We start from the raw sequence: 21,466 nt of genomic DNA, 5'->3' as shown, positions 1-21,466 counted from the left end.
GCGGCAGGCGGCAGGCGGCAGGCGGCAGGCGGCAGGCGGCAGGCGGCAGGCGGCAGGCGGCAAATCGTAGGCGTACGCGAGCCGCCGTGGCCGCGGCTGGCTGGATCACGACATCCCGGGCACCCCGCGAAAGGCGGCCCACGCCTCCGCGCGCCGCGCGGCGGCCGTGATGCCCGAGGCCAACGCCCGGTACCCCGCGCCGTCCGGCTCGTGCCGCCCGCCCCAAGGGCCTCTCGTGTCTCCCGCCCTCTGGCGGACGCGCGTAGAAGCGCGCATCATGGCCGTGTTCCACCATCACTGCCGACCCATCCGACGCACACCTTGTCATGGGCATGCAATTCTCCCGGCGTCCCCACATGCCCCGGAATCCCCACAGGACCCGCGCCGCCCTCAGCACTCGCAGCACCCGAACCCCCCACCGTCCCCCCACGCATCGAGCGCACCACGCACCTCGCACATCCGCGCGATTCACGCCACACCGCCCCACCGCCTCGCGGCCCCGCCCGTCGCCCCACCTCCCCCGCGAGCGCGCGCATCCCGGACGCCGAACGCCCAGCACCGCCGCCGTCCCCACCGGCGGCCCCGTGTCACGTGTCACGCATGGCGCGGCCCGCACCTTGTGTTGTCATGCGCAGGTCACAACACCTGCGCGCGAGCGAAGGGAATCGACATGGCTTGCGGATCGACCAGTCTCTGGGCAGGTGAGACCACCTGGTTCTGCTGCGGCAGCGCCTGGGGCCCCTGCGGCAGCACCGGCACCGGTGCCTGCGGCACCTGCCAGTCCAACGCCCACCAGGCGGCGTGGCCGAACGCCTCCCAGGCGTGCTTCGACATCACCCGGCCCGACCTGTGCGGTGAGACCATCGCGCGCCGCGGCTGCGGCTCGGTGATGAACGTCAAGCACCAGTGCTCCGGCGCGACGGTCTGCGTCACGGTCTCCGACTGCGGACCGCGCACCAAGAGCTTCTGCGGCGAGTCCGCGTGCTGCAACGGCGTCTGCCGCACCAACCGGGTCATCGACCTGACCCCGGCCGCGTTCTCCGCGATCGGCAATCTCAGCTCCGGCAAGCTCCCCGTCTACATCTACGAGTGAGGAGGACCGACATGAGCCACGATCAGAATCCCGCGGGCCGCGGCCGGATGGACCGCCGGCGCTTCCTCACCACCGCCGCGCTCGGCGGTGCGACCATCGTCGGCGCCACCGCGCTCGGCGGCATCGACGCGGACGCCGCCTTCGCCGCGCCGATGCCGTCGCTCGACCCGGCGATCTCCAAGTCGGCGTTCGCCGAGGGCCGGATCACCGCGATCAACGGCACCGTGCTGGAGGTCGCCGGTTCCTACGGCGACCAGCACCTCATCCAGCTCACCAACGCCACCAGCGTCTGGAAGCTGCGCCCCACCACCGCGGCGGAGATCAAGGTCGGCGACGGCCTGTACGCGCGCGGTGTCGACATGCCCGACGGCACCATCGCGGCCGACGCGGTGTGGGTCAACATCGTGAATCTCTTCTGCGAGATCCAGGGCATCGCCAAGGACCGGCTGCACCTCACGCACGGCAACAACCACGCCGTCGTGGGCCGGATCGTCACCGAGACGACCACCGCCTCGTACCTGGGCGGCGCGCTCACCTCGGACCTGTCGCGGGTGCGGATCGGGCAGTCGGCGCAGATCCTCGGCGCCTGGCGTCCCGAGGACGACACCGTCGACATCGCCCGCGTGACCGTCGGCCACTAGGAGGGAGCGCGATGATCTCCGTCATCCCGAGTCTGGCGCCGCTGCTGTGCGGGGTCCTGCTCGCCGTGACCGGCGCGCCGAAGCTCTTCGGCCGCCGTACGGCCCAACTGGCCGCGAACACCGTCCTGGTGCGGGTCCTGGGCAACGGCCACCGCGCCACCCGGGCACTGCGCGCGGTGGGCGCGGTCGAGCTGCTGATCGCGGCGGCGCTGCTCGCCGTTCCCGAGGCCGTGGCGCCCGCCGTGGCAACGGCGGTGCTGGGCGCGGGCTTCACCGCGTATCTGGGGTACGCGCGGGCGACGGCGCCCGAGTCGTCCTGCGGGTGCAGCGCCCGTGACGAGGGGCCGGTCGGCTGGCGGTCCTTCACCCGTGCCGGTCTGGTCGTCGTAGGCGGTCTGGCCGCCGTGGCCGCCGACCGTACGTGGTGGTCACGGATCGGCGGGGATCCGGTGCCGTCGGCCGTCGTCCTGGTGGTGGCCGCGGCGGTGCTGCTCGGTCTGTCCTCCGACCTCGACCAGCGGTGGCTGCGGCCGTTGCGCAAGCTGCGGCTGCGGGTCCTCGGGCATCCGCTGAGCGGTTCCGGCGAACGGGTGCCGGTCGCGGCGTCCGTGGAGCTGCTGGAGAACTCCCTGGCCTGGCAGGCGACGGCTCCCGTCGTCCGCTCGGCCCTGCTCGACCACTGGGACGACGAGGGCTGGCGCATCCTGCGGTTCGCGGGCGTCCACGAGGACTCGCGCGGGGCGCGGCCGGTGAACGTGCTGTTCGCGCTCGACCTGGCGGCGACCATCGACACGGCGCCCGTGCCCGCGGTGCGGGTGTCCGTCATCGACGACGTCACGGAGGAGCCGGTCGACGTGGACCCGCTCATCTCGGCGGCCGAGCGCCTTCAGCTCCTCCCGCTGGTCAACTGACCCGAGAACGACGGGGCGCGCCCCCCTCCCCGGTCAGGGAGGGGGGCGCGCCCCGCGTGGTGCCCGTTCGGGCCGTGGTCAGGCGCCCGGTGCGGGATCCGGCGGGTAGCCGACGGGCGTGTCGGCGTAACTGCCGTAGGCCCGCATCTCGGCTGCCGCCGCGAACGGCAGTCCGTTGAGCGCGCTGAGCGCGGTGAAGCGGACATAGCTCGCGCGGACCCGGTCGAAGGCGATGACCTGGATCGACGGGGAGTCCACGAGGGTGCCGCGGGCGACGGTCGTCCAGGTGGCGCCGTTGTCGGAGACGGCGACCTCGTAGCCGGCCACCCGGCCGTTCTGTCCGCCGGTCTGGCGGTCGAGGTAGCCGAAGCCGTCGAGGTCGGCGGGGCCGCCCAGCTTGAGGGTCACCCAATGGGGGTACGGCGCGTCGGAGTTGGTGTAGTCGGTGTGCCAGATGGTGCCGGGGTCACCGTCGAGCACGTTGGAGACCGGACCCTCCGCGGCTCCCGAGGAGAGGTTCTCGGAGTCCGCGGTCGCCGTCATCGAACTGGGCGAGAGCAGCGCGCGGGTCGCGACGGTCGCCTTGGCGTCCGCCGACACCGACTTGGTGGCGCCGTCGTCGGTGTAGCCCGCCACGACCTTCCAGGAGGCGGCGGTCCCCGCCGCTCCCGCGGGCGGGGTCAGCAGCCAGGTGGTGCTCACCGACGCGCCGGGCTTCACGGTGGCGAAGCTGTTGCCGTGCTCGGTCTTCACCGCCGCGGTCCACCCGGCGGGCAGGCCGTCGAGCCGCTGGACGACGCCGGTGGCGTCGGTCAGCTCGCTGTTGGTGAAGGTGGTCACGTACTCGCTCGGCACGCCGGGGCTCAGCTCGGCGGTCGGCGGCGTCGTCACACTCGCGCACGCCGGACCCGCCGGGGCGGGGCCCAGGTCGGTCACCGAGAAGTCGTCCAGCACGAAGTCCGTGCCGTTGGCGCCGCCGAGCTTGCGCAGCCCCACCCAGGTGTCGCCGCAGCCCGCGACGATCTCCTTGGAGTACGTGGCCGTGTCGAGCGCGGGCGCGAGCACGTCGCGCGTCACGTCCTTCGAGGCGACCTTTCCGCCGCCGACGACGTCCGCGCCGGTCACCCAGGCCCACTGGCCGTCGAGGTTGGTCTGGTAGCGGAAGGAGACCGCGTACGTGTGGCCCGCCACGAAGGGCACGGTCGCGGGCACCGTCCGGTAGACCAGACCGCTGTTCTCCTCGTGGGCCTTGAGCGAGTGGTTCCCGCCGATGACGTCGTCGATCGCCTGGCCCTTGAGGGCCCCTGAGTTGTACGGCGAGTAGGTGTTCTTCCAGGTCTTCTGGCTGTACGGGGCGTGCAGGTCGCTGATGCTGGTGCGCGGGTCGGTGGCGCCGCCCGCGTCGCCCTTGACGAAGGGTCCCCAGCCGGGCTGGTTGCCCTCGAAGTCGTCCCGCGCGAGGACGGTCCCGTCAGAACCGGCCGCCTTCTTGGGCAGCGGCAGCGTGGTGTCGGCCATCAGGCGTATGTCGTCCAGCGTGACGGCCGCGCCCCCCGCCACCGCGCTGACGGCGACGGTGACCTTGCCGTTGGACGGCGCGGTGAAGGTCACCGACGCGCGCTGCGAGTACGTGCCCTGCTTGGCGTCCGCGGCCATCTGGTTGGCGGCGGGCGTGGTGTCGAAGGTGTTCGCGGCGGGCTGCTTGCCGCCGGTGACGGCGAGGGTGGTGGCCCTGCGCTGCCCCTTGGCGATCTCGACGTTGGCGCTGAGGGTGTAGGTCTTGCCGGACGTCAGGCCCTTGACCTGCTGCGAGATACCGGTGGCCGCGGTGCCGAGCCGGGCGACGTTGTCACCGTTGGCGGTGCGTACGGCGGTCGCGCCGCCGCGGGCGTTCCAGGCCGTGAGGTCGCCGGCGTTGAAGCCGGGGTCGTTCAGACCGGTGCCCTGCCCGAAGTCGACGTTGGTGTGCGGCGCCTTGCCGGACTGCGGGGCGAGCACGTACGGCTGGTTCTTGTCGCCGCTGATCGTGACCTTGCCGCCGGTCGGGGTGATGTCACCGGCCTTCACCCGGCCCTGGTCGGTGAGCTTGTAGAGGGTGAAGCGCTTGGTGCCCGCGAACTGCCGTGTCACGTCGAAGGTGTGGGCGCCGCCGGACGCGCTGAAGTAGTACATCTTGTCGGCGTCGCTCGGCGAGGAGGTGCCGTTGCCGCGCTTGGCCTCGCCCCACGGCAGCAGGTAGCTGTCGCCGTCGAGGACGAGCGCGCCGCCCATGGTCACCTGGCGCTTGCCGCCCGCCATCGCGACGTGGACACCGCCGGTGAGGTCGGCGGAGACGCCGAAGTCCCAGGTGGTGAGCTGGTAGTGCTGGAGGAATTTGGTCGGCAGGTTGTCGGTCCAGATGTTCCGGTAGAAGGCGTTGTAGTCGTCCTGGCCGGTCCAGCCCTCGAACTCCTTGATGTCGGAGCCGCCGAGCAGCGGGTCGACGTTCCACACGTCACGGTCGGAGTTGGCGATGAAGCGGACGATGTTGGAGTTGATGCCCTTGTTGGTGGCGCCGCCGTAGTTCTTGTCGCTCGCCCAGTGCGACCAGATCGAGTCGCCCTCGAATTTGTAGGCCCACTCGCTGGCGACCTCGAAGCCCATCGCGTGGAGCTGGCGGGCCAGTTCGTCGGCGAGCCAGCCGCTGGAGTAGTAGGCGTCGATGTAGACGGTCTTGATGCCGGGCGCCTGCTTGCGCAGTTCCTTGAAGCGGTCGAGGACGGCGCCGCTGCCGAGGTCGGTGCGCTGGTCGATGTGGTACGACTGGTTGAGCCAGTCCCAGCCGTTGACCTGGCCCTGGATGAGTCCCGAGCTGAAGTTCTTGGCCTGCGGGTACGCCTCGGTCACATTGACGTGGACGGCGATGTCGGAGTTGTAGTCGGCGCCCACGGAAGCCAGCTTGTTGAGGTCGGTGAGGCCGCCGGCCCTGACGTTGTAGTCGCCGCCGTAGTCCGGGTGCGCGGAGTCGTGGCCCTCGTTGGCGTAGCCCTTCTCCAGCACCCACTGGCCGAGGTCGTCGGTGGCCAGCGAGATCCGCTTGACGTTGTCAAGCGTCTTGAGGAACGGGTTGGTGGCCTGGCTCGCGAAGTTGAACGGGATGTGCTGCACGACGCGTTCGGGCACCCGGTCGGCGCCGAGCGGGCGCGTCATCGCGGCGCGGTAGGCGAGCGCCCCGTCCTCCCAGGTCACCTTGTTGTCGCCGTTGGCGTCACCGGAGAGCACGACCGTGGTCCGCGGCAGCGCGTACGTCGCCACCCGCCGGTCCGTGGCGCCCTTGGGCGCGTAGGTGTAGGTGCCGACGGACAGCTCCGCGCGGCGCGCGCCGCCGCCCGCGTCCACGATCCGCGACTGGAGCCGGGTGTTGCCGTTGTCGTTGTTGTCCTGCGCGGCGTCGTCGGTCGCATCGGTGATCAGCCCGCCCGCGAGCGTGGAGTTGCTGACGAAGCCGTACGGGGTGCCGACGGACGCCTTGTCGGGCTTGGCCGCCGCGCTGATCGTGAGGAACTGGTCGGCCGTCGTCGTGGAGTCCGTGGAGATCTTCGTACGGGCCAGGCTCGCGTGCGGGTCGGAGGAGTCGACCGACAGCAGCGACTGGCCGGGGATCGAGAACTGGTTGACGGTACGGGCGGCGCTGCCGGTGATCTTCCGGACGGCGAAGACGACGGTCTTCTTCGCCGTCGCGGTGATCGTCGAGGTGATGGTGACGTTCGGCAGGTCGGCGAAGGTCGAGGTGTACGTCGCGGTGTCGCCGTGCGCGGACATCTTCGTGGTCGCGGTGTGCGCGGCGCCGTTGATGTCGAAGGTGTGCAGGACGGACGCCTGGCCCGCGAGGGTGCCGCCGTTCAGCGCGTACGAGATGACCTGCGGGAATTCCTTGGCGACCGTGACCTTGAGCGCGCCGTGCCTGATCTCGACGGGGGTCGCGGGGTCGGCCGGGGGCGGCGGGTCGACGGGGGCGGGCGTGGTGTCGCCGACGGCGCGGACCCTGATCTCGGAGGCGGAGGCGTTGTCGGACCCGTTGACGGCGCTCTCGGCCTCGACCTTCACATAGCGGCCGGTGACGGGCTTGTCGAAGACGACGGTCTGCACCTCGGTGTTGCTCGTCGGCTGGTGGAAGGAGCCGGTCGCGGCGGGCGCTCCCCAGTTCCCCTTCGGGTCCTTGGCGACGGCCGCGTCGTCGGTGACGAAGATCCGGTAGCCCTTGACCGGGCCGTTGGCCTGGTTCTTCACCGAGTAGTCGACACCGGTGAGGGTGAAGGAGCCGCCGACGTCGAGGGTGATCCAGTGCGGCATCGGGGTCTTGGCGACGCCGACGCCGCCGACCACGTCGTAGGCGACCGTCCACTGCGTCGACGGGTCGTTGTCGAACGCGGCGAGCGCCGTGCCGTCCAGGGCCGGGGGCGCGGGGTAGGCGGGCGACTCGGAGTCTGCCTGGACCAGCGTGTACTGGGCGGGGTCGATCGGGGTGCCCGCGGCGGCGGCCGGGTCGGCCGACGTCTGCGGCGGGGCGGCGAGCGCCGGAGTGACGCCGACCGACAGCAGGGCGAGCGAGGCGAGCAGGGCGGCGGCGGTCGCGGACCGCTGCCGCCGCCACCTTCCGCGGTGGGGTGATCGGGGCGAGCGCGAGGTCATTCCTGTACCACCTAGGGCCGTGAAGAGCCGGGAGCGAGTCGGGAGTGGTGGAGACTGTAGCGGCGATGGCATCGATAACACCAGAGCCCGACAGAGCTTCTTCCACAGGTGATAGCGGCCGACATCGGGCGGTCGTGCGGCCGGTGTGGTCCGGGAACGCGGACAGGCGGCGGCACGGACGGCAGGGGGACGTACTCCCCCGCGCGTGGTGACGCCCTCAGGCCGTCGGCCGGCGCCTGACCGTCAGCGGCGGGCGGGCGCCGTGCTGGCGCGGACGACCAGCGTCGGCTCCACGGAGGCCGGTTCCAAGGTGGCGTCCGGGTCCGCGATGTACCGCATGAGGTGGGAGACCGCGAGCGCCCCCATCTCGGCGAAGGGCTGGGCCACCGTGGTCAGCGAGGGCGAGCAGTACTCGGCGAGCGCGATGTCGTCCACGCCCACGACGGAGATGTCCTCCGGCACCCTGCGGCCCAGTTCGTGCAGGGCGCGGATCACGCCGAACGCCATCTCGTCACTGGCCACGAAGACCGCGGTGACGTCGGGGATCCGGCCGAGGATGAGGCCGTTGCGGTAGCCGGAGGCGGGCGACCAGTCGCCCGTCAGCTCCGGCGGCACCGTCCTGCCCTCCGCTTCGAGCACCGCGCGCCAGCCCTGCGACCGGCTCGCCGCGTCCAGCCACTCGCCGGGTCCCGCGACGTGCCAGACCGTCTCGTGGCCCAGGTCCAGCAGGTGCCGGGTAGCCAGCCGAGCCGCCGCCGACTGGTCGACGGCGACCACTTCGGTCGCCGACGTGCGCGAACCGTCGACGGTGATGGTGGGCACGGCGCTGGTGAGCTGCTCGATCTGGCGGCTCACATGGATCAGCGGCACGGCGAGCACGACTCCCTCGACGTGCTGGTCGGCCAGCCGCAGCATCGAACTCTCGATGGCGGAGGTGTCCAGCGACGCGGTGGTGGCGGTGCTGACCGCGTAACCGGCCTCCTGAGCGGCCCGTTCGATGCCGAGGGTGAGGGCGGTGCGGGAGTAGAAGCTGGTCTGGAGGGTGACCACGCCGATGGTGCGGCTGCGGCCGGAGGAGAGCATGCGCGCCGCGTTGTTCCTGCGGTAACCGAGCTGGTCGACGGCGGCGAGCACCTTGGCGCGGGTCTTGTCCTGCACATTGGGGTGACCGGCCAGGGCCCGCGAGACGGTCTGCGCGGAGACCCCGGCGACCCGTGCGACATCCGCCATGCCGGGCGGACGGGAGGCGTCGCGCGCGCTCTGGTTCTTCATGGGTCCCTTCCGGCTGATCCGCTGCCGCCGATGATAGCGGTCGCACCCGCCCAAAGGGGGCGCTCTCCAGCTCGTGGTCCCGCCCCGGACCGGCTGAAGGCACCGCGTTGGCATCGATAACAATCTGTGCCACAGTTCGGTGCTGTGAGCCTTCCGACCACCACCGCACCCGCGGACGCCAACGGCCGACCCGCGCCCCTGCTGTCGTATCCGCACGGCACGTTCCTGCGCGGCGGGCAGCCGCACCGCGTCCTGGCGGGGTCGCTGCACTACTTCCGGGTCCACCCCGAGCAGTGGGCCGACCGGCTGGAACGCCTCGCGGCCATGGGGCTCAACACCGTGGACACCTACGTCCCGTGGAATTTCCACGAGCCGCGCCGGGGGCGGCCGTCCTTCGACGGCCCGCGCGACATCGAGCGGTTCGTCGCGCTCGCGCGGGACACCGGCCTGGACGTGATCGTGCGCCCCGGCCCGTACATCTGCGCCGAGTGGGACAACGGCGGCCTGCCCGCGTGGCTGACCGGGACGCCCGGCATGCGGCTGCGCTCCTCGCACCGGCCCTTCCTCGACGAGGTGGCGCACTGGTTCGACGCGTTGATCCCGCGCGTCGCCGCGCTCCAGGCGGCCCGCGGCGGGCCGGTGGTCGCCGTGCAGGTGGAGAACGAGTACGGCAGCTACGGCGACGACCACGGCTATGTGGCGTGGGTGCGCGACGCGCTGGTGGAGCGGGGCATCACCGAACTGCTCTACACCGCGGACGGCCCGACCGACCTGATGCTCGACGGCGGCGCCCTGCCGGGCACGCTGACCACGGCGACCTTCGGGTCCCGCGCCGCGCAGGCCGCCGAACTGCTGCGCTCGCGCAGAACGGGCGAGCCGTTCGTCTGCGCCGAGTTCTGGAACGGCTGGTTCGACCACTGGGGCGAGAAGCACCACATCCGGACCGTCGACAGCGCGGAGGCCACGCTCGCCGAGATCCTGGACGAGGGCGGCTCGGTGAGTGTCTACATGGCGCACGGCGGCACCAACTTCGGTCTGTGGGCGGGCGCCAACCACGACGGCGACAGGCTCCAGCCGACCGTGACCAGCTACGACTCGGACGCGCCGGTCGCCGAACACGGCGGCCTCGGCCCGAAGTTCTTCGCCCTGCGCGACCGGCTGCTCGCGGTGACCGGCGCGGCCGAAGCCTCCCGGCCGCTGCCCGCGACCGCGCCGCCGCTCACCGCTCGCGCGCTGCCCGTGGTCCGGGGCGCCGGTCTGCTGGACGCGCTCACCGCGCTGTCGCGGCCGGTGGCGTCCCCGCATCCGCTGAGCTTCGAGGAGCTGGAACAGCCCTCGGGGCTGGTGCTCTACCGCGCCCGCCCCCGTCTGCCGCGCGGCCCGCGGGAGATCACCGTGCACGGGCTGCACGACCGCGCCCAGGTCTTCGTGGACGGCGCGCCCGCCGGTGTGCTCGACCGGGAGACCGGCTCGCTCACCGTCGAGGGCGCCGGCGAGCCCGTACTGCTGGAACTCCTGGTCGAGAACCAGGGCCGGATCAACTACGGTCCGCTGCTCGGCCAGGGCAAGGGCATCCTCGGCGGGGTCCGCGTCGAGCGCCGCCTGGTGCACAACTGGTCGGTCCACGGACTGCCGCTGGACGAATGGCCCGCGGCCGACGTGGAGCGCGCGCCGTCGGTCGCCCCGCCGTCCGGCGACGCGGGTTTCGCGACCGCCCGGTTCACGGCGGACGCCCCGGCCGACACCTTCCTGGCCTTTCCCGGCTTCGGCAAGGGCTTCGCCTGGGTGAACGGCACGCTGCTCGGCCGGTACTGGGAGATCGGCCCGCAGGTCACCCTCTACGTGCCCGCGCCGCTGCTGACGGCCGGCGAGAACACCGTCACGGTGCTGGAGCTGGAGCGTTTCGGCGACCGCGTCGAGCTGCGCGACCGGCCGGAGCTGGGGCCGACCGAGGAGTACGTCGAGACGTTCGACTGAATCGCGCGGCCGGAGGCCACCGCTTCGCGTCGCTACCCGTCCGCGTCGCTGTCCGACGCGGCCTTCTTGGCGCGGCTCGGCTGCACCCGCTTGGGCTCGCCCTTCATCTTGGGGTGCTCCGGCGGGTAGGGCAGGTCGCCGAGGCCGTGCTCCCGCTCGTCCTTGTCGGCCAGTTCGAGCGCCGCGTCCAGCCGGAAGGCGTGCTCGTCCATGTCGGCGTGCACGTCGCCGACCTCCGCGAACCGCCCCGGCATGGTGCCCAGGTCGAAGTCCTCGGGCACGGCGCTGCTCACCTCGTCCCAGCGCAGCGGCGCCGAGACCGGGGCGTGCGGGAACGGCCGTACGGAGTAGGCGCTGGCGATCGTGCGGTCGCGCGCGGTCTGGTTGTAGTCGACGAAGATCCGCTCGCCGCGCTCCTCCTTCCACCATGCGGTGGTGATCCGGTCGGGCGCGCGGCGCTCCAGTTCGCGGCCGATCGCGATGGCCGAGCGCCGTACCTGGGTGAAGGTCCACTCCGGCGCGATCGGCACGAAGACGTGCAGGCCGCGTCCGCCGGAGGTCTTCGGCCAGCCGGTCAGGCCGAGTCCGTCCAGCACCTCGCGCAGCATGAGCGCCGCGCGTACGGCGTCGCCGTAGTCCGTGCCGGGCTGCGGGTCGAGGTCGATGCGCAGTTCGTCGGGGTGGTCGGTGTCGGCGCGGCGCACCGGCCAGGGGTGGAAGGTGAAGGTGCCGAGGTTGGCGGCCCACAGGACGGCGGCGGTCTCGGTGGGGCAGATCTCGTCGGCGTACCGGCCGCTGGGGAAGGCGATCCGGGCGGTGGGGATCCAGTCGGGCAGATTCTTCGGGGCCCGCTTCTGGAAGAAGGACTCGCCCTCCACGCCGTGGATGTAGCGCTCCAGTGTGGTCGGCCGGTCCCTGACCGCGCGCAGGATGCCGTCGCCGACGCTGAGGTAGTACCTCACCAGGTCGGCCTTGGTGAATCCGCGATGCGGGAAGTAGACCTTGTCGGGGTGGGACACCCGGACGGCCCGCTCGCCGACGGTCAGTTCCAGCGTCTCGGCCATGCGACCACGCTAGGCCGTACGGCCGGGCGGCGCCCGTCGGCGGGCGCCGCCGGGCGGGGCCGCGCACAATCACCAGCATGGACCTTCCGGTGATGCCCCCTGTGCGGCCGATGCTGGCGAAGTCCGCCGCGGCCGTCCCGCCCGGCATGCTCTACGAGGCCAAGTGGGACGGTTTCCGGGCGATCGTCTTCCGCGACGGCGACGAGATCGAGCTGGGCAGCCGCTCGGGCAAGCCGCTGACCCGGTACTTTCCCGAGCTGGTCGAGGCGCTGCGGGAGCGGATTCCGCCGCGCTGCGTGCTGGACGGCGAGATCGTCATCGTGCGGGGCGGCCGGCTGGACTTCGACGCGCTGCTGGAGCGGATTCATCCGGCGGAGTCCCGGGTCCGCCATCTGGCGGAGGTGACGCCCGCGTCCTTCGTCGCCTTCGACCTGCTGGCCGTGGGCGACGAGACGCTGCTGCCGGTGCCGCAGCGGGACCGGCGCGAGGTGCTGGTGGAGGCGTTGCGGGAGGCGACGGCGCCGGTGTTCACCGCGCCCGCCACGCAGGACATCGACACGGCCAAGGAGTGGTTCTCCCGCTTCGAGGGCGCCGGTCTCGACGGGGTCGTCGCCAAACCCCTGCATCTGCCGTACCGGCCGGGCGAGCGGGTCATGATCAAGGTCAAGCACGAGCGCACCGCGGACTGCGTGGTGGCCGGGATGCGGCTGCACAAGAGCGGTCCCGTGGTCGGCTCGCTGCTGCTCGGTCTGTACGACGCCGAGGGGATGCTTCAGCACGTCGGCGTCTGCGCGTCCTTCCCGATGCGCCGCCGCGAGGCGCTGATGACGGAGCTGGAGCCGCTGCGGATGGCGTCCGTCGAGGGCCATCCGTGGCAGGAGTGGGCGAGCGAGGAGGCGCAGGCCGCCGACCGGCTGCCGGGCGGTCCCAGCCGGTGGACCGGCAAGAAGGACCTGTCGTGGATCCCGCTGCGCCCCGAGCGGGTGGTCGAGGTGGCCTACGACCACATGCAGGGCGACCGGTTCCGCCACACCGCGCAGTTCCGCCGCTGGCGCCCGGACCGGGAGGCCGCGGAGTGCACGTACGCGCAGTTGGAGGAGCCGGTGGGGTACGACCTGGCGGAGGTGCTGGGTGCCTGACCGGCCGTGCGGCGGCGCCCTCGTCCGCTCCTCGGACTACCTGGCGCCGTCGCTGCGCTGGGCGTCGCGCTGGAGGCCGGCCAGTACGACCTTGGGGTCGCGGTGCACGGCCTGTCCGATGTCCTTCTTCAGTTCGGCGCTGACCGGGGCCCAGGACGCCTTGGCGACAGGATAGAACGCCGCGTCCGACAACAGGTTCATGAATGGCACGAGATCGCGGTACCGCGGATCCATCCTGACCGTTTCCGCGACTTTCACCGTGACCGGGAGCAACTTGTACTCCTGTTGGAATTTCAACAAATTCTCTTCGCTGTATATGTACTGGAGGAACTTGGCGTCGGCCTCCCGGTGTCCCTTCTGCCGGAAGGCCATCATCCAGTCGGCGTTCCCGAGCGCCTGCGAACTGGGGCCCGTCCTTCCGGGAAGCGGCGCCACTCCGATGTCGATTCCGGCCGCCTTCGCGGAGGGAAGCAGCGTCAGATGGCCGTTGAGCATCCCCGTGCGGCCCGCGAGGAAGTCGCTGAAGGCATCGCTGACACTCGTCCTGGCCGGGTCCTTGGGGCCGACGAGACCGGCGTCGACGAGGTTCTTCTTCAGCCAGACGAAGGCGTCGACATTGCGCACCGAGTCCAGGTTGTACGAGCCGACGTTGTCGGTGTAGCCGCCGTCGTTGCCGATCATCCACATCATGGTCTCGGCTTCCGCTTCCTGCGGGCCGAGCGGCAGTCCGTACGGCACCGGGACGCCGTGCTCCTTGAGCTTGACGGCGTCGCGCCTGATGTCGGCCCAGGTCTCCGGGGCGCGGGTGATGCCCGCGCGGGCGAAGAGCTTCTTGTTGTAGAAGAACATCCGGGTGGAGGCGACCCACGGGATGCCGTACTGCACGTGGTTGACGGAACCGGCGTCCGTCAGCGACGGGACGAAGGCGGACTGCATGCTGATCGGGAACAGTTCGTCCGCGCTGTAGAGCTGCTTGCCGTCGCTGAAGGCGCTGAAGGAGTCGAGCTGCGCGAGATCGGGCGCCTGGCCGTCCTCGACCATGGTGGCGACCTGCGCGTCGGCGTCGGCGACGGGCACGAACTGCACGTCGATCGTGATGTTCGGATTCCGCTCCTCGAACGAGCGGGCCAGGCTGTTCCAGGTCTGGGCCACCGGACTCGCGGTCTTCAGACCGCTGTAGTCGGTGGCGACCACGTGCAGGGTGATGGCCTTGCTCCGCGGTGAGGTGTTCCCGCACGCGCCGAGGGTGGTCACCGCCAGCACCATCGAGCCACCGACCGCCGCTAAGCCCAGGAATCGTCGCCGCCGCACCGCTTTCTACCGCCTTCGTATATTACTCGCCCCGTATTAGCCGTGCCGAGTTTTCCGCATGACTTCACCAACGGTCAACACCACACGTGATATCCCGTCAGAAGAAGCGGAGCGCCCAGGTACAACACATCGCGGTATTTCGGAAATCGCGCCAGTCATATCCGCCGCAAAAGGCTGATATGACTGGCGCGATGTGTGTCGGGGCGTCGGGATGTGGCGGGCGCTCCAGGTGGAGCGGCGCGGCGTGCGGGTCAGCGCTTCTCGGCGAGCGCCCGCCGGTCAGCCCAGAAAGCTCAGCCGGACCTGGCGGCGCGGATTGTCGACGTTGGTGTCCACCAGGACGACCGACTGCCAGGTGCCGAGTTCCAGGCGGCCGTCCAGTACCGGCAAGGTGGCGTGCGGCGGGACGAGCGCGGGGAGTACGTGGTCGCGGCCGTGCCCGCGGCTGCCGTGGCGGTGGCTCCAGCGGTCGTCGGCGGGGAGCAGGTCCTGGAGCGCGGCGAGCAGGTCGTCGTCGCTGCCCGCGCCCGTCTCGATGACGGCCACGCCCGCGGTGGCGTGCGGCACGAAGACGTTCAGCAGCCCGTCCCGCCCGGCCGCCGCCTCGCGCAGGAACGACGCGCAGGCGTCGGTGAGGTCGTGGACGGTCTCGCTGGAGCCGGTCGCGATGTCGATGACGCGTGAGGTGAGGTTGTCGGCCATACGTCCATGGTCACTCAATTCCGCGGGGCGGCGGGGGTGTCGGCGCGGCGGGTCGCCGGGGTCCCCGTGCCCGGCGGCGGGGGGGGCGGGCTCCGACCCGGCGGGCGGCTTGCGCCGCGATCAGCCGCGATCAGCCGCGTTCCGCCGCCATCCGCGAGGTGAGACGGCGTTGACCTGCCGACGGACGCGTGACTACCGTCGTTGTATGCCGCGTCCCTGCATGCTCACCTCGCGTGGTCACATCGACCTCCTGCGGGTGGCGTCTGCCGCGTGTTGTCGCGGTCGCTGACGTTTCGCGCCGCTTCCCCTCCCCCGCGCTTCCGTAGCTCTTCTTCGCGTTCCGGCCCCGCCGGTCCCCTCGGGACGTCCCCGCGGTGATCCGGCGGACCTCCCGTGCCGCGCGCCGGGATCCCGCCGGACCGCACCGGATCCCGCCCATCGAAAGGCGTCCGCCCGATGTCCGTACACCTGCACTGGTTCCTGCCCACCGGCGGCGACGGCCGCACCCTGGTGGACCGCCATGTCTACACCGACGGAGGCGTGAAGCGCTCCCGGATCACGCCGGTCTCCGGCATCCGCGCCCCCGACATCGAGTATCTGGCCCAGATCGCGCGCGCCGCCGACCAGTTGGGGTTCGAGGGGGTGCTGACGCCGACCGGTACGTGGTGCGAGGACGCGTGGCTGACGACGCTGGCGCTGACCCAGCACACCGAGCGGCTGAAGTTCCTGGTCGCCTTCAGGCCCGGGGTGATCTCGCCGGTCCTCGCGGCGCAGATGGCGGCCACGTATCAGCGGATCAGCCGGGGGCGGCTGCTGCTCAACGTGGTGACCGGCGGCGACTCCACCGAGCAGAAGCGGTTCGGCGACCATCTGGACCACGACAGCCGGTACGCGCGCACCGCGGAGTTCCTGTCGGTGGTGCGCGGGGTGTGGGAGGGCAAGCCGTTCGACTACGACGGCGAGCACTACCAGGTGGCGGGCGGGCTGGTGGCGCTGCCGCCCGAGCCCCGCCCCGACATCTTCTTCGGCGGTTCCTCTCAGGCCGCCGGGCCGGTCGCAGCCCGGTACGCCGACGTCTATCTGACCTGGGGCGAGCCGCCCGAGCAGGTGAAGCGGAAGATCGACTGGATCAGGGGGCTCGCGGAGGCCGAGGGCCGTACGGTCAGATTCGGCATCCGGCTGCACGTCATCGCGCGGGACTCGGCGCGCGACGCGTGGGCGACCGCGGACCGGCTACTGGCCGACCTCGACGAGGACACGGTCGCCGCGGCCCAACAGGCGCTCGGCCGCAGCGAGTCGGTGGGCCAGCAGCGGATGCTGGCGCTGCACGGCGGGCAGCGGGACAAGCTGGAGATCTCGCCGAATCTGTGGGCGGGCGTCGGGCTGGTGCGCGGCGGCGCCGGTACGGCGCTGGTCGGCGCCCACGCGGAGGTCGCCGACCGGATCGAGGAGTACCACGCACTGGGCATCGACCACTTCATCTTCTCCGGCTATCCGCACCTGGAGGAGGCGTACTGGTTCGGCGAGGGCGTGATGCCGGAACTGGCCGCGCGCGGTCTGCTGGAGGCCCTTCCGTCGCCGCTGTCCGCCGTGCCCGCCGCCAACGGCCGCCCGCCGTCCGCTCCGGGCGGGGCGCCGCTGCTGCTGTCCGGGGGCCGCTGAGCGGTCCGCGGCCGTGGGGCCGGCTGTGGTCGCGGGGGTCACCGAGGGGAGGCGGACCTGGGGTGATTGCCGCCTCCGGGCATTGGTCTGTACCATTCGGCGGGCCTCGGGATATCGCCGGGGCTCGGGACATCCGCCTCTGTCGCGCCCCGAAGGGGGACCACCACGTGAACGCGCTGCACCGGCTCGCCGTGCTCGTCGACTCGTGCCTGCTGCCCGCCGTCGACGGCGCGGACGAGAGACTTCCCGACTGGATCCTGCGCGGCCTGGAACGCGGCACCCCCGGCGTCGCGGTGCACGCGCGCGGCCAGGCGGCGCGCAAGGCGTCCGACACGCTGCGCGCGGCGCTCCCCGACGCCCTCACCGGTCACCCGGAGCCGCACCGGCCGGGTGGCGGCAGCGCCGCGGCGGCCGAACTCATGGCGGCCGGTGCCAATCTGCACCTCGCCGTACGGCCCGGCACCCGCGCCGACGAGACGCGGGTCTTCGTGACCGACCTCCAAACGCACGGAGTGGCCGCCGCACTGGGGCCGTTCACCGGTACGGGCAGCCTGCGGCCCTTCGCCGAGGGGGCCGCGGCCGGTGTCCGCGCGATCACCGCGGGGCGCTCCCCGGTACCCGGCGAGGACGGTCTGCCCGCCACGCTCAGCGGCCCGGCCGTCACCGGCATCCTGCGCGGCGAGCTGGGTTACGGCGGGGTCGTGGTCAGCGACACCCTGGACGCGCCGTCGATCGTCGACGGCTGGGGCGTGCCGGGCGCGGCCGTGCTCGCCTGGATCGCCGGGGTCGACCTGGTACGTCTCGGCCCCGCGAGCGGCGCGGGTGTGCACGACGCGATCCACACGGCGGCGGCCCGCGCGGTCGCCGACGGCGACCTGCCGCTGTCCCGGCTGGAGGAGGCGGCGGAACGCGTCTCCCGGCTGCGCCGCTGGGCCTCGGAACCGCGCATGCCCGCCCCGGCCGGGGTCACGGGTCCGTCGGCCCGCACACCGGCCCCCTGAGGCGGCGCACGCTCCTCGGATCGCGGCCGCGGCGCGGGTCCGTCGCGCGCCGGCGCCCTGTCACCAATCCGTTTGACAGCCCTGGAGATGACGCCCATATTTATCTGCGTGACACAGATTCTTCGTGGCGCATAGTTTTCGCCACGACTGCTCCTCCGACCTTCCGTCGGCCGCACGGCTCTTTGTGCCACCCGCTCCCAAGTCCTTTCCACGAACGGGGAACACCGCCATGACCGTCCTCATCACCGGAAGCCGCGGGCGCGTCGCCCGCGCCCTCACCGCGCTCCTTCACGACCGGGGCGCCGACGTACGCGTCGCCTCGCGGAAGCCGGAGGAGGTCGAACCGCCGGAAGGGGTGCGGACCACCGCCCTGAGCCTGGACGACCCGTCCGGCTTCCCCGCCGCGCTCGCGGGGGTCGACTCGGTGTTCCTCTACGCCGAGGCGTCGCACATCGGCGCGTTCCTGGAGCAGGCGGAACGGGCGGGGGTCGCGCACGTGGTGCTGCTCTCGTCCGCCAGCGTCATGGAGCCCGACGCCGAGCGGGACCCGATCGCCCGGCACCACTTGGAGGTGGAGACCGCGCTCGCCGTCTCACCGATCGCCTCGACCGTGCTGCGCCCCGGCGCCTTCGCCGCCAACGCCCTCCAGTGGGCGTGGCCCATCAAGGCGTCAGGCGCGGTGAATCTGCCGTATCCCGGCGCCCACACCGACCCCGTGCACGAGGCCGATCTCGCCGAGGCGGCCTGCGCGGCGCTCACCGATTCCCGTGTGCGCGGCGGGACGTACCACCTGACGGGGCCCGAGTCGCTGAGCTTCGCCGAGCAGGTCGACGTGCTCGCGGACGCCACGGGGCAGCCGATCGCCGCCGTGCCGGTCAGCCGTGAGGCATGGCGGGCGGAGACGGCGGAGCATCTGCCCGAGGCGTTCGCCGAGGCGCTGCTCGACTGGTGGAAGGCGCTCGACGGTACGCCCACGGAGGTGACCGACACTCTTGAACGGCTGATCGGGCGTCCGCCGCGCACCTTCGCGTCCTGGGCGGCGGAGAACGCCGCCGCCTTCACCCGCCCGTAGCGGGTACGGCGGATCAGGCCCCGGCGGCGCCCCTGTGCTCCTCGCCCGCGCCGCCGGGGTCGGCCACGTCACCCGCCCGCAGCCGCGCGATCTGCGCGGTGCTCAGGTCGACGGTGCGGCGCATATGGGCGAGCAGGAGCGCGAGTTGGTCGTCGTCGTAGGAGTCGAGCATCCGCCACCAGCCGCCGCTCAGGCCGCCCCACACACGGCCGAAGTCCGCCATCCGGTCGGGCACGGTGGTCACCATGACCCGGCGCCGGTCCTCGGTGTCCCGCTCACGGACCACGTAACCCGCGCGTTCCAGCCGGTCCACGAGCCGGGTGGCGGAGCCGGTGGTGAGGCCGGTCAGCTCGGCGATCCGCCCGATGGTGACCGGGCGCGACTCCAGGCTCAGCAGATTGAGGCACTGCACGTCCGTGGGGTGCAGCCCGAAGTAGTCGGCGAGCGCCTGGTTGAACAGGGCGTACGACGCCGTGTAGTGGCGCGAGGCCACGGACAGCTCGGACAGCAGATCGGAGCGGCGGCCGGTGGGGGCGTCGGTCCGCGCCATGGTGCCTCCTGCGTGGTTCCGCGCGGCCGTGCAGGCCCGCGCCCGTGCCGTCGCGCTTCTCTGCGCGACGCAGACAGTTTGGCAGACCGCCGCCCGCCCGGACACCGACGTCTCCCGCGTCCCCGGCCGCCCGCGCGCGGGGAAGCTTTCACTCGCCCTCACCGTTGGGTGAAACATGAACGACTTGGGTGACGCGGCGGACGGGCCGGACGTGTCCGGCGTGCGGGACGTGCGGACGGTCGTGGTCGGCGCCGGGCAGGCGGGGCTCTCGGCCGGGTATTTCCTGCGCCGCGCGGGGCTGCGGTCCGGCACGGACTTCGTCGTCCTCGACCACTCCCCCGGCGCGGGCGGCGCCTGGCAGTTCCGCTGGCCGTCGCTCACCTACGGCAAGGCGCACCGCGTACACGAACTGCCCGGTATGCCGCTGGGCGACGCCGACCCCGACCGGCCGTCCGCCGAGGTGGTCGGCGAGTACTTCGCGCGCTACGAGCGGGAGTTCGACCTGGATGTCCGGCGGCCGGTCGACGTCACCGCCGTACGGGAGGGGGTCGCGGGGCGGCTGCGGGTGGAGACCGACGCGGGTGTGTGGTCCACGCGGACGCTGATCAACGCGACCGGGACCTGGGACCGGCCGTTCCTGCCGTACTACCCGGGCCAGGAGACCTTCCTCGGGCGGCAGTTGCACACGGCGGAGTACCGGGGATCGGCGGAATTCGCCGGGAAGCACGTCCTGGTGGTCGGCGGCGGTACGTCGGCGGTGCAGCTGCTGATGGAGCTGGCCGAGGTCGCCCGCACCACCTGGCTGACCCGCCGCCCGCCGGTCTTCCACAGCGCGCCCTTCGACCAGGAGTGGGGACGTTCCGCGGTCGCCCTCGTCGAGGACCGGGTGCGCCGGGGGCTGCCGCCGCAGAGCGTCGTCAGCGTCACCGGGCTGGCCGCGACCGACGCGATCCGCGACGCGCAGGTGCGCGGGGTCCTGCGGCCCGAGCCCGTCTTCGACCGGATCACCCCGCGCGGCGTCGCGTGGTCCGACGGCCGCACGCTGGACGCCGACGTCATCTTGTGGGCGACCGGCTTCCGCGCGGCCCTCGACCACCTGGCCCCGCTCAAGCTGCGCGAGCCCGGCGGCGGCGTCCGGCTCGACGGCACCCGCGTGGTCAAGGACCCCCGCATCCACCTGGTCGGCTACGGCCCGTCGGCGAGCACGATCGGCGCCAACCGGGCGGGGCGAAGCGCCGTACGCGAGATCCGCGCCTTCCTGGCCACCCGAACAGCCGAACCCACGAGCGAGCGTTCGTTCGAACGCGTGCACTGAACGCGAGTTGTCCCCTGCGACCCACAGGGACGCGTGATGCTTACCGACCGTCCCGGGAGGGGCGGCGCTCCGCGCTGTCCGTCGCTCCGGTCGTCCGCACGCCTGCCGCTCTGGCCACCGATTCCGATAAACATCGGATGTCTCGCTTCCCCGCGTCACGCCGTTGCGGCAGTATGAGCGCCATGGGTCATCGTCAGTCGCACGGCCTGCCGCGGCGCGGCGCGGAGGAGACATGCGCGTAGCGCTTTTCGTGACATGCGTGAACGACCTGCTGTACCCGGACACCGGGCGGGCCGTCGTCACCCTGCTGGAACGGCTCGGCGTCGAGGTGGACTTCCCCGCCGCCCAAACGTGCTGCGGACAGCCCCAGTTCAACACCGGCTACCGGCACGAGACCGAACCGCTGGTCCGCCGCTACGCCGCCGCCTTCGACGCCTACGACCACGTGGTCACGCCGTCCGGCTCCTGCGCGGCCATGGTGCGCGACAACTACCCGCGGATCGCCGCCAAGGCCGTCGCCGAGGGCCGCGACCGGGGACTCACCGAGGCCGCGGCGAGCGCCGTGCCCAAGACGTACGAACTCACGGAGTTCCTGGTGGACGTGCTGGGGGTGACGGATGTGGGCGCGTACTTCCCGCACACGGTGACCTACCACCCGTCCTGTCACGGGCTGCGGATGCTGGGGCTCGGTGAGCGGCCCCGACGGCTGCTGGAGGCCGTGAAGGGGCTTGAGCTGCGGGAGTTGGAGGGTGCGGAGGAGTGCTGCGGCTTCGGCGGCACCTTCGCCGTGAAGAATCCCGACGTCTCGGCCGCGATGGGTGAGGACAAGGTGCGGCACGCGCTCGACAGCGGCGCGCAGGTGCTGTGCGGCGCGGACAACTCCTGCCTGATGCACCTGGACGGTCTGTTGCGGCGGCAGGACGCCGACCTGCGGGCCGTACATCTGGCGGAGATCCTCGCGTCCACCGAGGAACAGCCCTACCGGCAGGAAGTGGTCCGATGAGTGGTACGTATCTGGGTCTGCCGTCGTTCCCGAAGGCCGCCGCCTCGTCCACGAAGGACACCCAGCTCCGCGCGAACCTCAC

At 72.1% G+C, this 21,466-nt stretch carries 16 protein-coding genes; 10 read left to right on the top strand and 6 right to left on the bottom strand.

Translation table 11 applies throughout. The features are described from left to right. Positions 1-670 precede the first annotated feature (670 nt). Genes ACFY9V_RS33300 through ACFY9V_RS33290 form a run of 3 tightly spaced genes read left to right on the top strand, consistent with a single transcriptional unit; the run spans position 671 to position 2,645 of the window. Complete coding sequence (locus ACFY9V_RS33300; protein ID WP_188284393.1) at positions 671-1,093, top strand: hypothetical protein; 423 nt, start codon at positions 671-673, stop codon at positions 1,091-1,093. Between the two features lie 11 nt (positions 1,094-1,104). Beyond that, positions 1,105-1,734: a cell wall protein gene (locus tag ACFY9V_RS33295; RefSeq protein WP_355343736.1), complete on the top strand. Its 630-nt coding sequence runs from the start codon at positions 1,105-1,107 to the stop codon at positions 1,732-1,734. A gap of 11 nt (positions 1,735-1,745) precedes the next feature. Continuing rightward, a complete protein-coding gene (locus tag ACFY9V_RS33290) occupies positions 1,746-2,645 on the top strand; it encodes a MauE/DoxX family redox-associated membrane protein (protein ID WP_355343733.1) in 900 nt (299 codons plus the stop codon). Between the two features lie 78 nt (positions 2,646-2,723). On the opposite strand, the gene ACFY9V_RS33285 is transcribed toward ACFY9V_RS33290, so the two are convergent. Next, positions 2,724-7,316 (bottom strand): endo-alpha-N-acetylgalactosaminidase family protein, encoded by a 4,593-nt coding sequence (locus tag ACFY9V_RS33285; protein WP_391164101.1) that lies wholly within the window; start codon positions 7,314-7,316, stop codon positions 2,724-2,726. A gap of 243 nt (positions 7,317-7,559) precedes the next feature. Next, positions 7,560-8,588, bottom strand: coding sequence for a substrate-binding domain-containing protein (locus ACFY9V_RS33280; protein WP_391118749.1), 1,029 nt, complete (start codon positions 8,586-8,588; stop codon positions 7,560-7,562). A 144-nt stretch (positions 8,589-8,732) separates the two neighbouring features. On the opposite strand from ACFY9V_RS33280, the gene ACFY9V_RS33275 reads away from it, so the two are divergent. Further along, positions 8,733-10,565, top strand: a complete 1,833-nt coding sequence (locus ACFY9V_RS33275) for a beta-galactosidase (RefSeq protein WP_391164100.1) — start codon at positions 8,733-8,735, stop codon at positions 10,563-10,565. Positions 10,566-10,597: 32 nt separating this feature from the next. Here the strand turns inward: ACFY9V_RS33275 and ligD are convergent, their stop codons facing one another. Beyond that, a complete protein-coding gene (gene ligD, locus ACFY9V_RS33270; protein ID WP_391164099.1) occupies positions 10,598-11,629 on the bottom strand; it encodes a non-homologous end-joining DNA ligase in 1,032 nt (343 codons plus the stop codon). A 77-nt stretch (positions 11,630-11,706) separates the two neighbouring features. Here ligD and ACFY9V_RS33265 point away from each other — a divergent pair, with 77 nt between their 5' ends. Continuing rightward, positions 11,707-12,768 (top strand): ATP-dependent DNA ligase, encoded by a 1,062-nt coding sequence (locus ACFY9V_RS33265; protein ID WP_355343717.1) that lies wholly within the window; start codon positions 11,707-11,709, stop codon positions 12,766-12,768. Between the two features lie 36 nt (positions 12,769-12,804). Here the strand turns inward: ACFY9V_RS33265 and ACFY9V_RS33260 are convergent, their stop codons facing one another. Beyond that, the gene (locus tag ACFY9V_RS33260) at positions 12,805-14,034 is read right to left on the bottom strand and encodes an extracellular solute-binding protein (RefSeq protein ID WP_355343714.1); all 1,230 of its coding nucleotides are present in this window, start codon (positions 14,032-14,034) and stop codon (positions 12,805-12,807) included. Between the two features lie 324 nt (positions 14,035-14,358). Then, a complete protein-coding gene (locus ACFY9V_RS33255) occupies positions 14,359-14,781 on the bottom strand; it encodes a secondary thiamine-phosphate synthase enzyme YjbQ (RefSeq protein WP_355343711.1) in 423 nt (140 codons plus the stop codon). Positions 14,782-15,237: 456 nt separating this feature from the next. On the opposite strand from ACFY9V_RS33255, the gene ACFY9V_RS33250 reads away from it, so the two are divergent. From ACFY9V_RS33250 to ACFY9V_RS33240, 3 genes are all read left to right on the top strand, one after another. Beyond that, complete coding sequence (locus ACFY9V_RS33250; protein WP_355343708.1) at positions 15,238-16,443, top strand: LLM class flavin-dependent oxidoreductase; 1,206 nt, start codon at positions 15,238-15,240, stop codon at positions 16,441-16,443. A gap of 167 nt (positions 16,444-16,610) precedes the next feature. Continuing rightward, positions 16,611-17,444 (top strand): glycoside hydrolase family 3 N-terminal domain-containing protein, encoded by an 834-nt coding sequence (locus ACFY9V_RS33245; protein WP_355343705.1) that lies wholly within the window; start codon positions 16,611-16,613, stop codon positions 17,442-17,444. Between the two features lie 229 nt (positions 17,445-17,673). Next, on the top strand, positions 17,674-18,516 hold the full coding sequence (locus tag ACFY9V_RS33240) for an NAD(P)H-binding protein (protein WP_391164098.1): 843 nt from the start codon (positions 17,674-17,676) through the stop codon (positions 18,514-18,516). A 13-nt stretch (positions 18,517-18,529) separates the two neighbouring features. Here ACFY9V_RS33240 and ACFY9V_RS33235 read toward each other — a convergent pair whose 3' ends face one another. Then, positions 18,530-19,066, bottom strand: a complete 537-nt coding sequence (locus ACFY9V_RS33235; RefSeq protein ID WP_355343699.1) for a MarR family transcriptional regulator — start codon at positions 19,064-19,066, stop codon at positions 18,530-18,532. Positions 19,067-19,241: 175 nt separating this feature from the next. Between ACFY9V_RS33235 and ACFY9V_RS33230 the strand changes: the two genes are divergently transcribed. Further along, the gene (locus tag ACFY9V_RS33230) at positions 19,242-20,381 is read left to right on the top strand and encodes an NAD(P)-binding domain-containing protein (protein WP_391164097.1); all 1,140 of its coding nucleotides are present in this window, start codon (positions 19,242-19,244) and stop codon (positions 20,379-20,381) included. Between the two features lie 232 nt (positions 20,382-20,613). Next, the gene (locus ACFY9V_RS33225) at positions 20,614-21,384 is read left to right on the top strand and encodes a heterodisulfide reductase-related iron-sulfur binding cluster (RefSeq protein WP_391164096.1); all 771 of its coding nucleotides are present in this window, start codon (positions 20,614-20,616) and stop codon (positions 21,382-21,384) included. The last annotated feature ends 82 nt before the right edge of the window (positions 21,385-21,466 follow it).

This window comes from Streptomyces sp. NPDC008317, from assembly GCF_042955955.1.
GTDB lineage: Bacteria > Actinomycetota > Actinomycetes > Streptomycetales > Streptomycetaceae > Actinacidiphila.
This window is presented reverse-complemented; position numbering and strand designations above follow the sequence as displayed.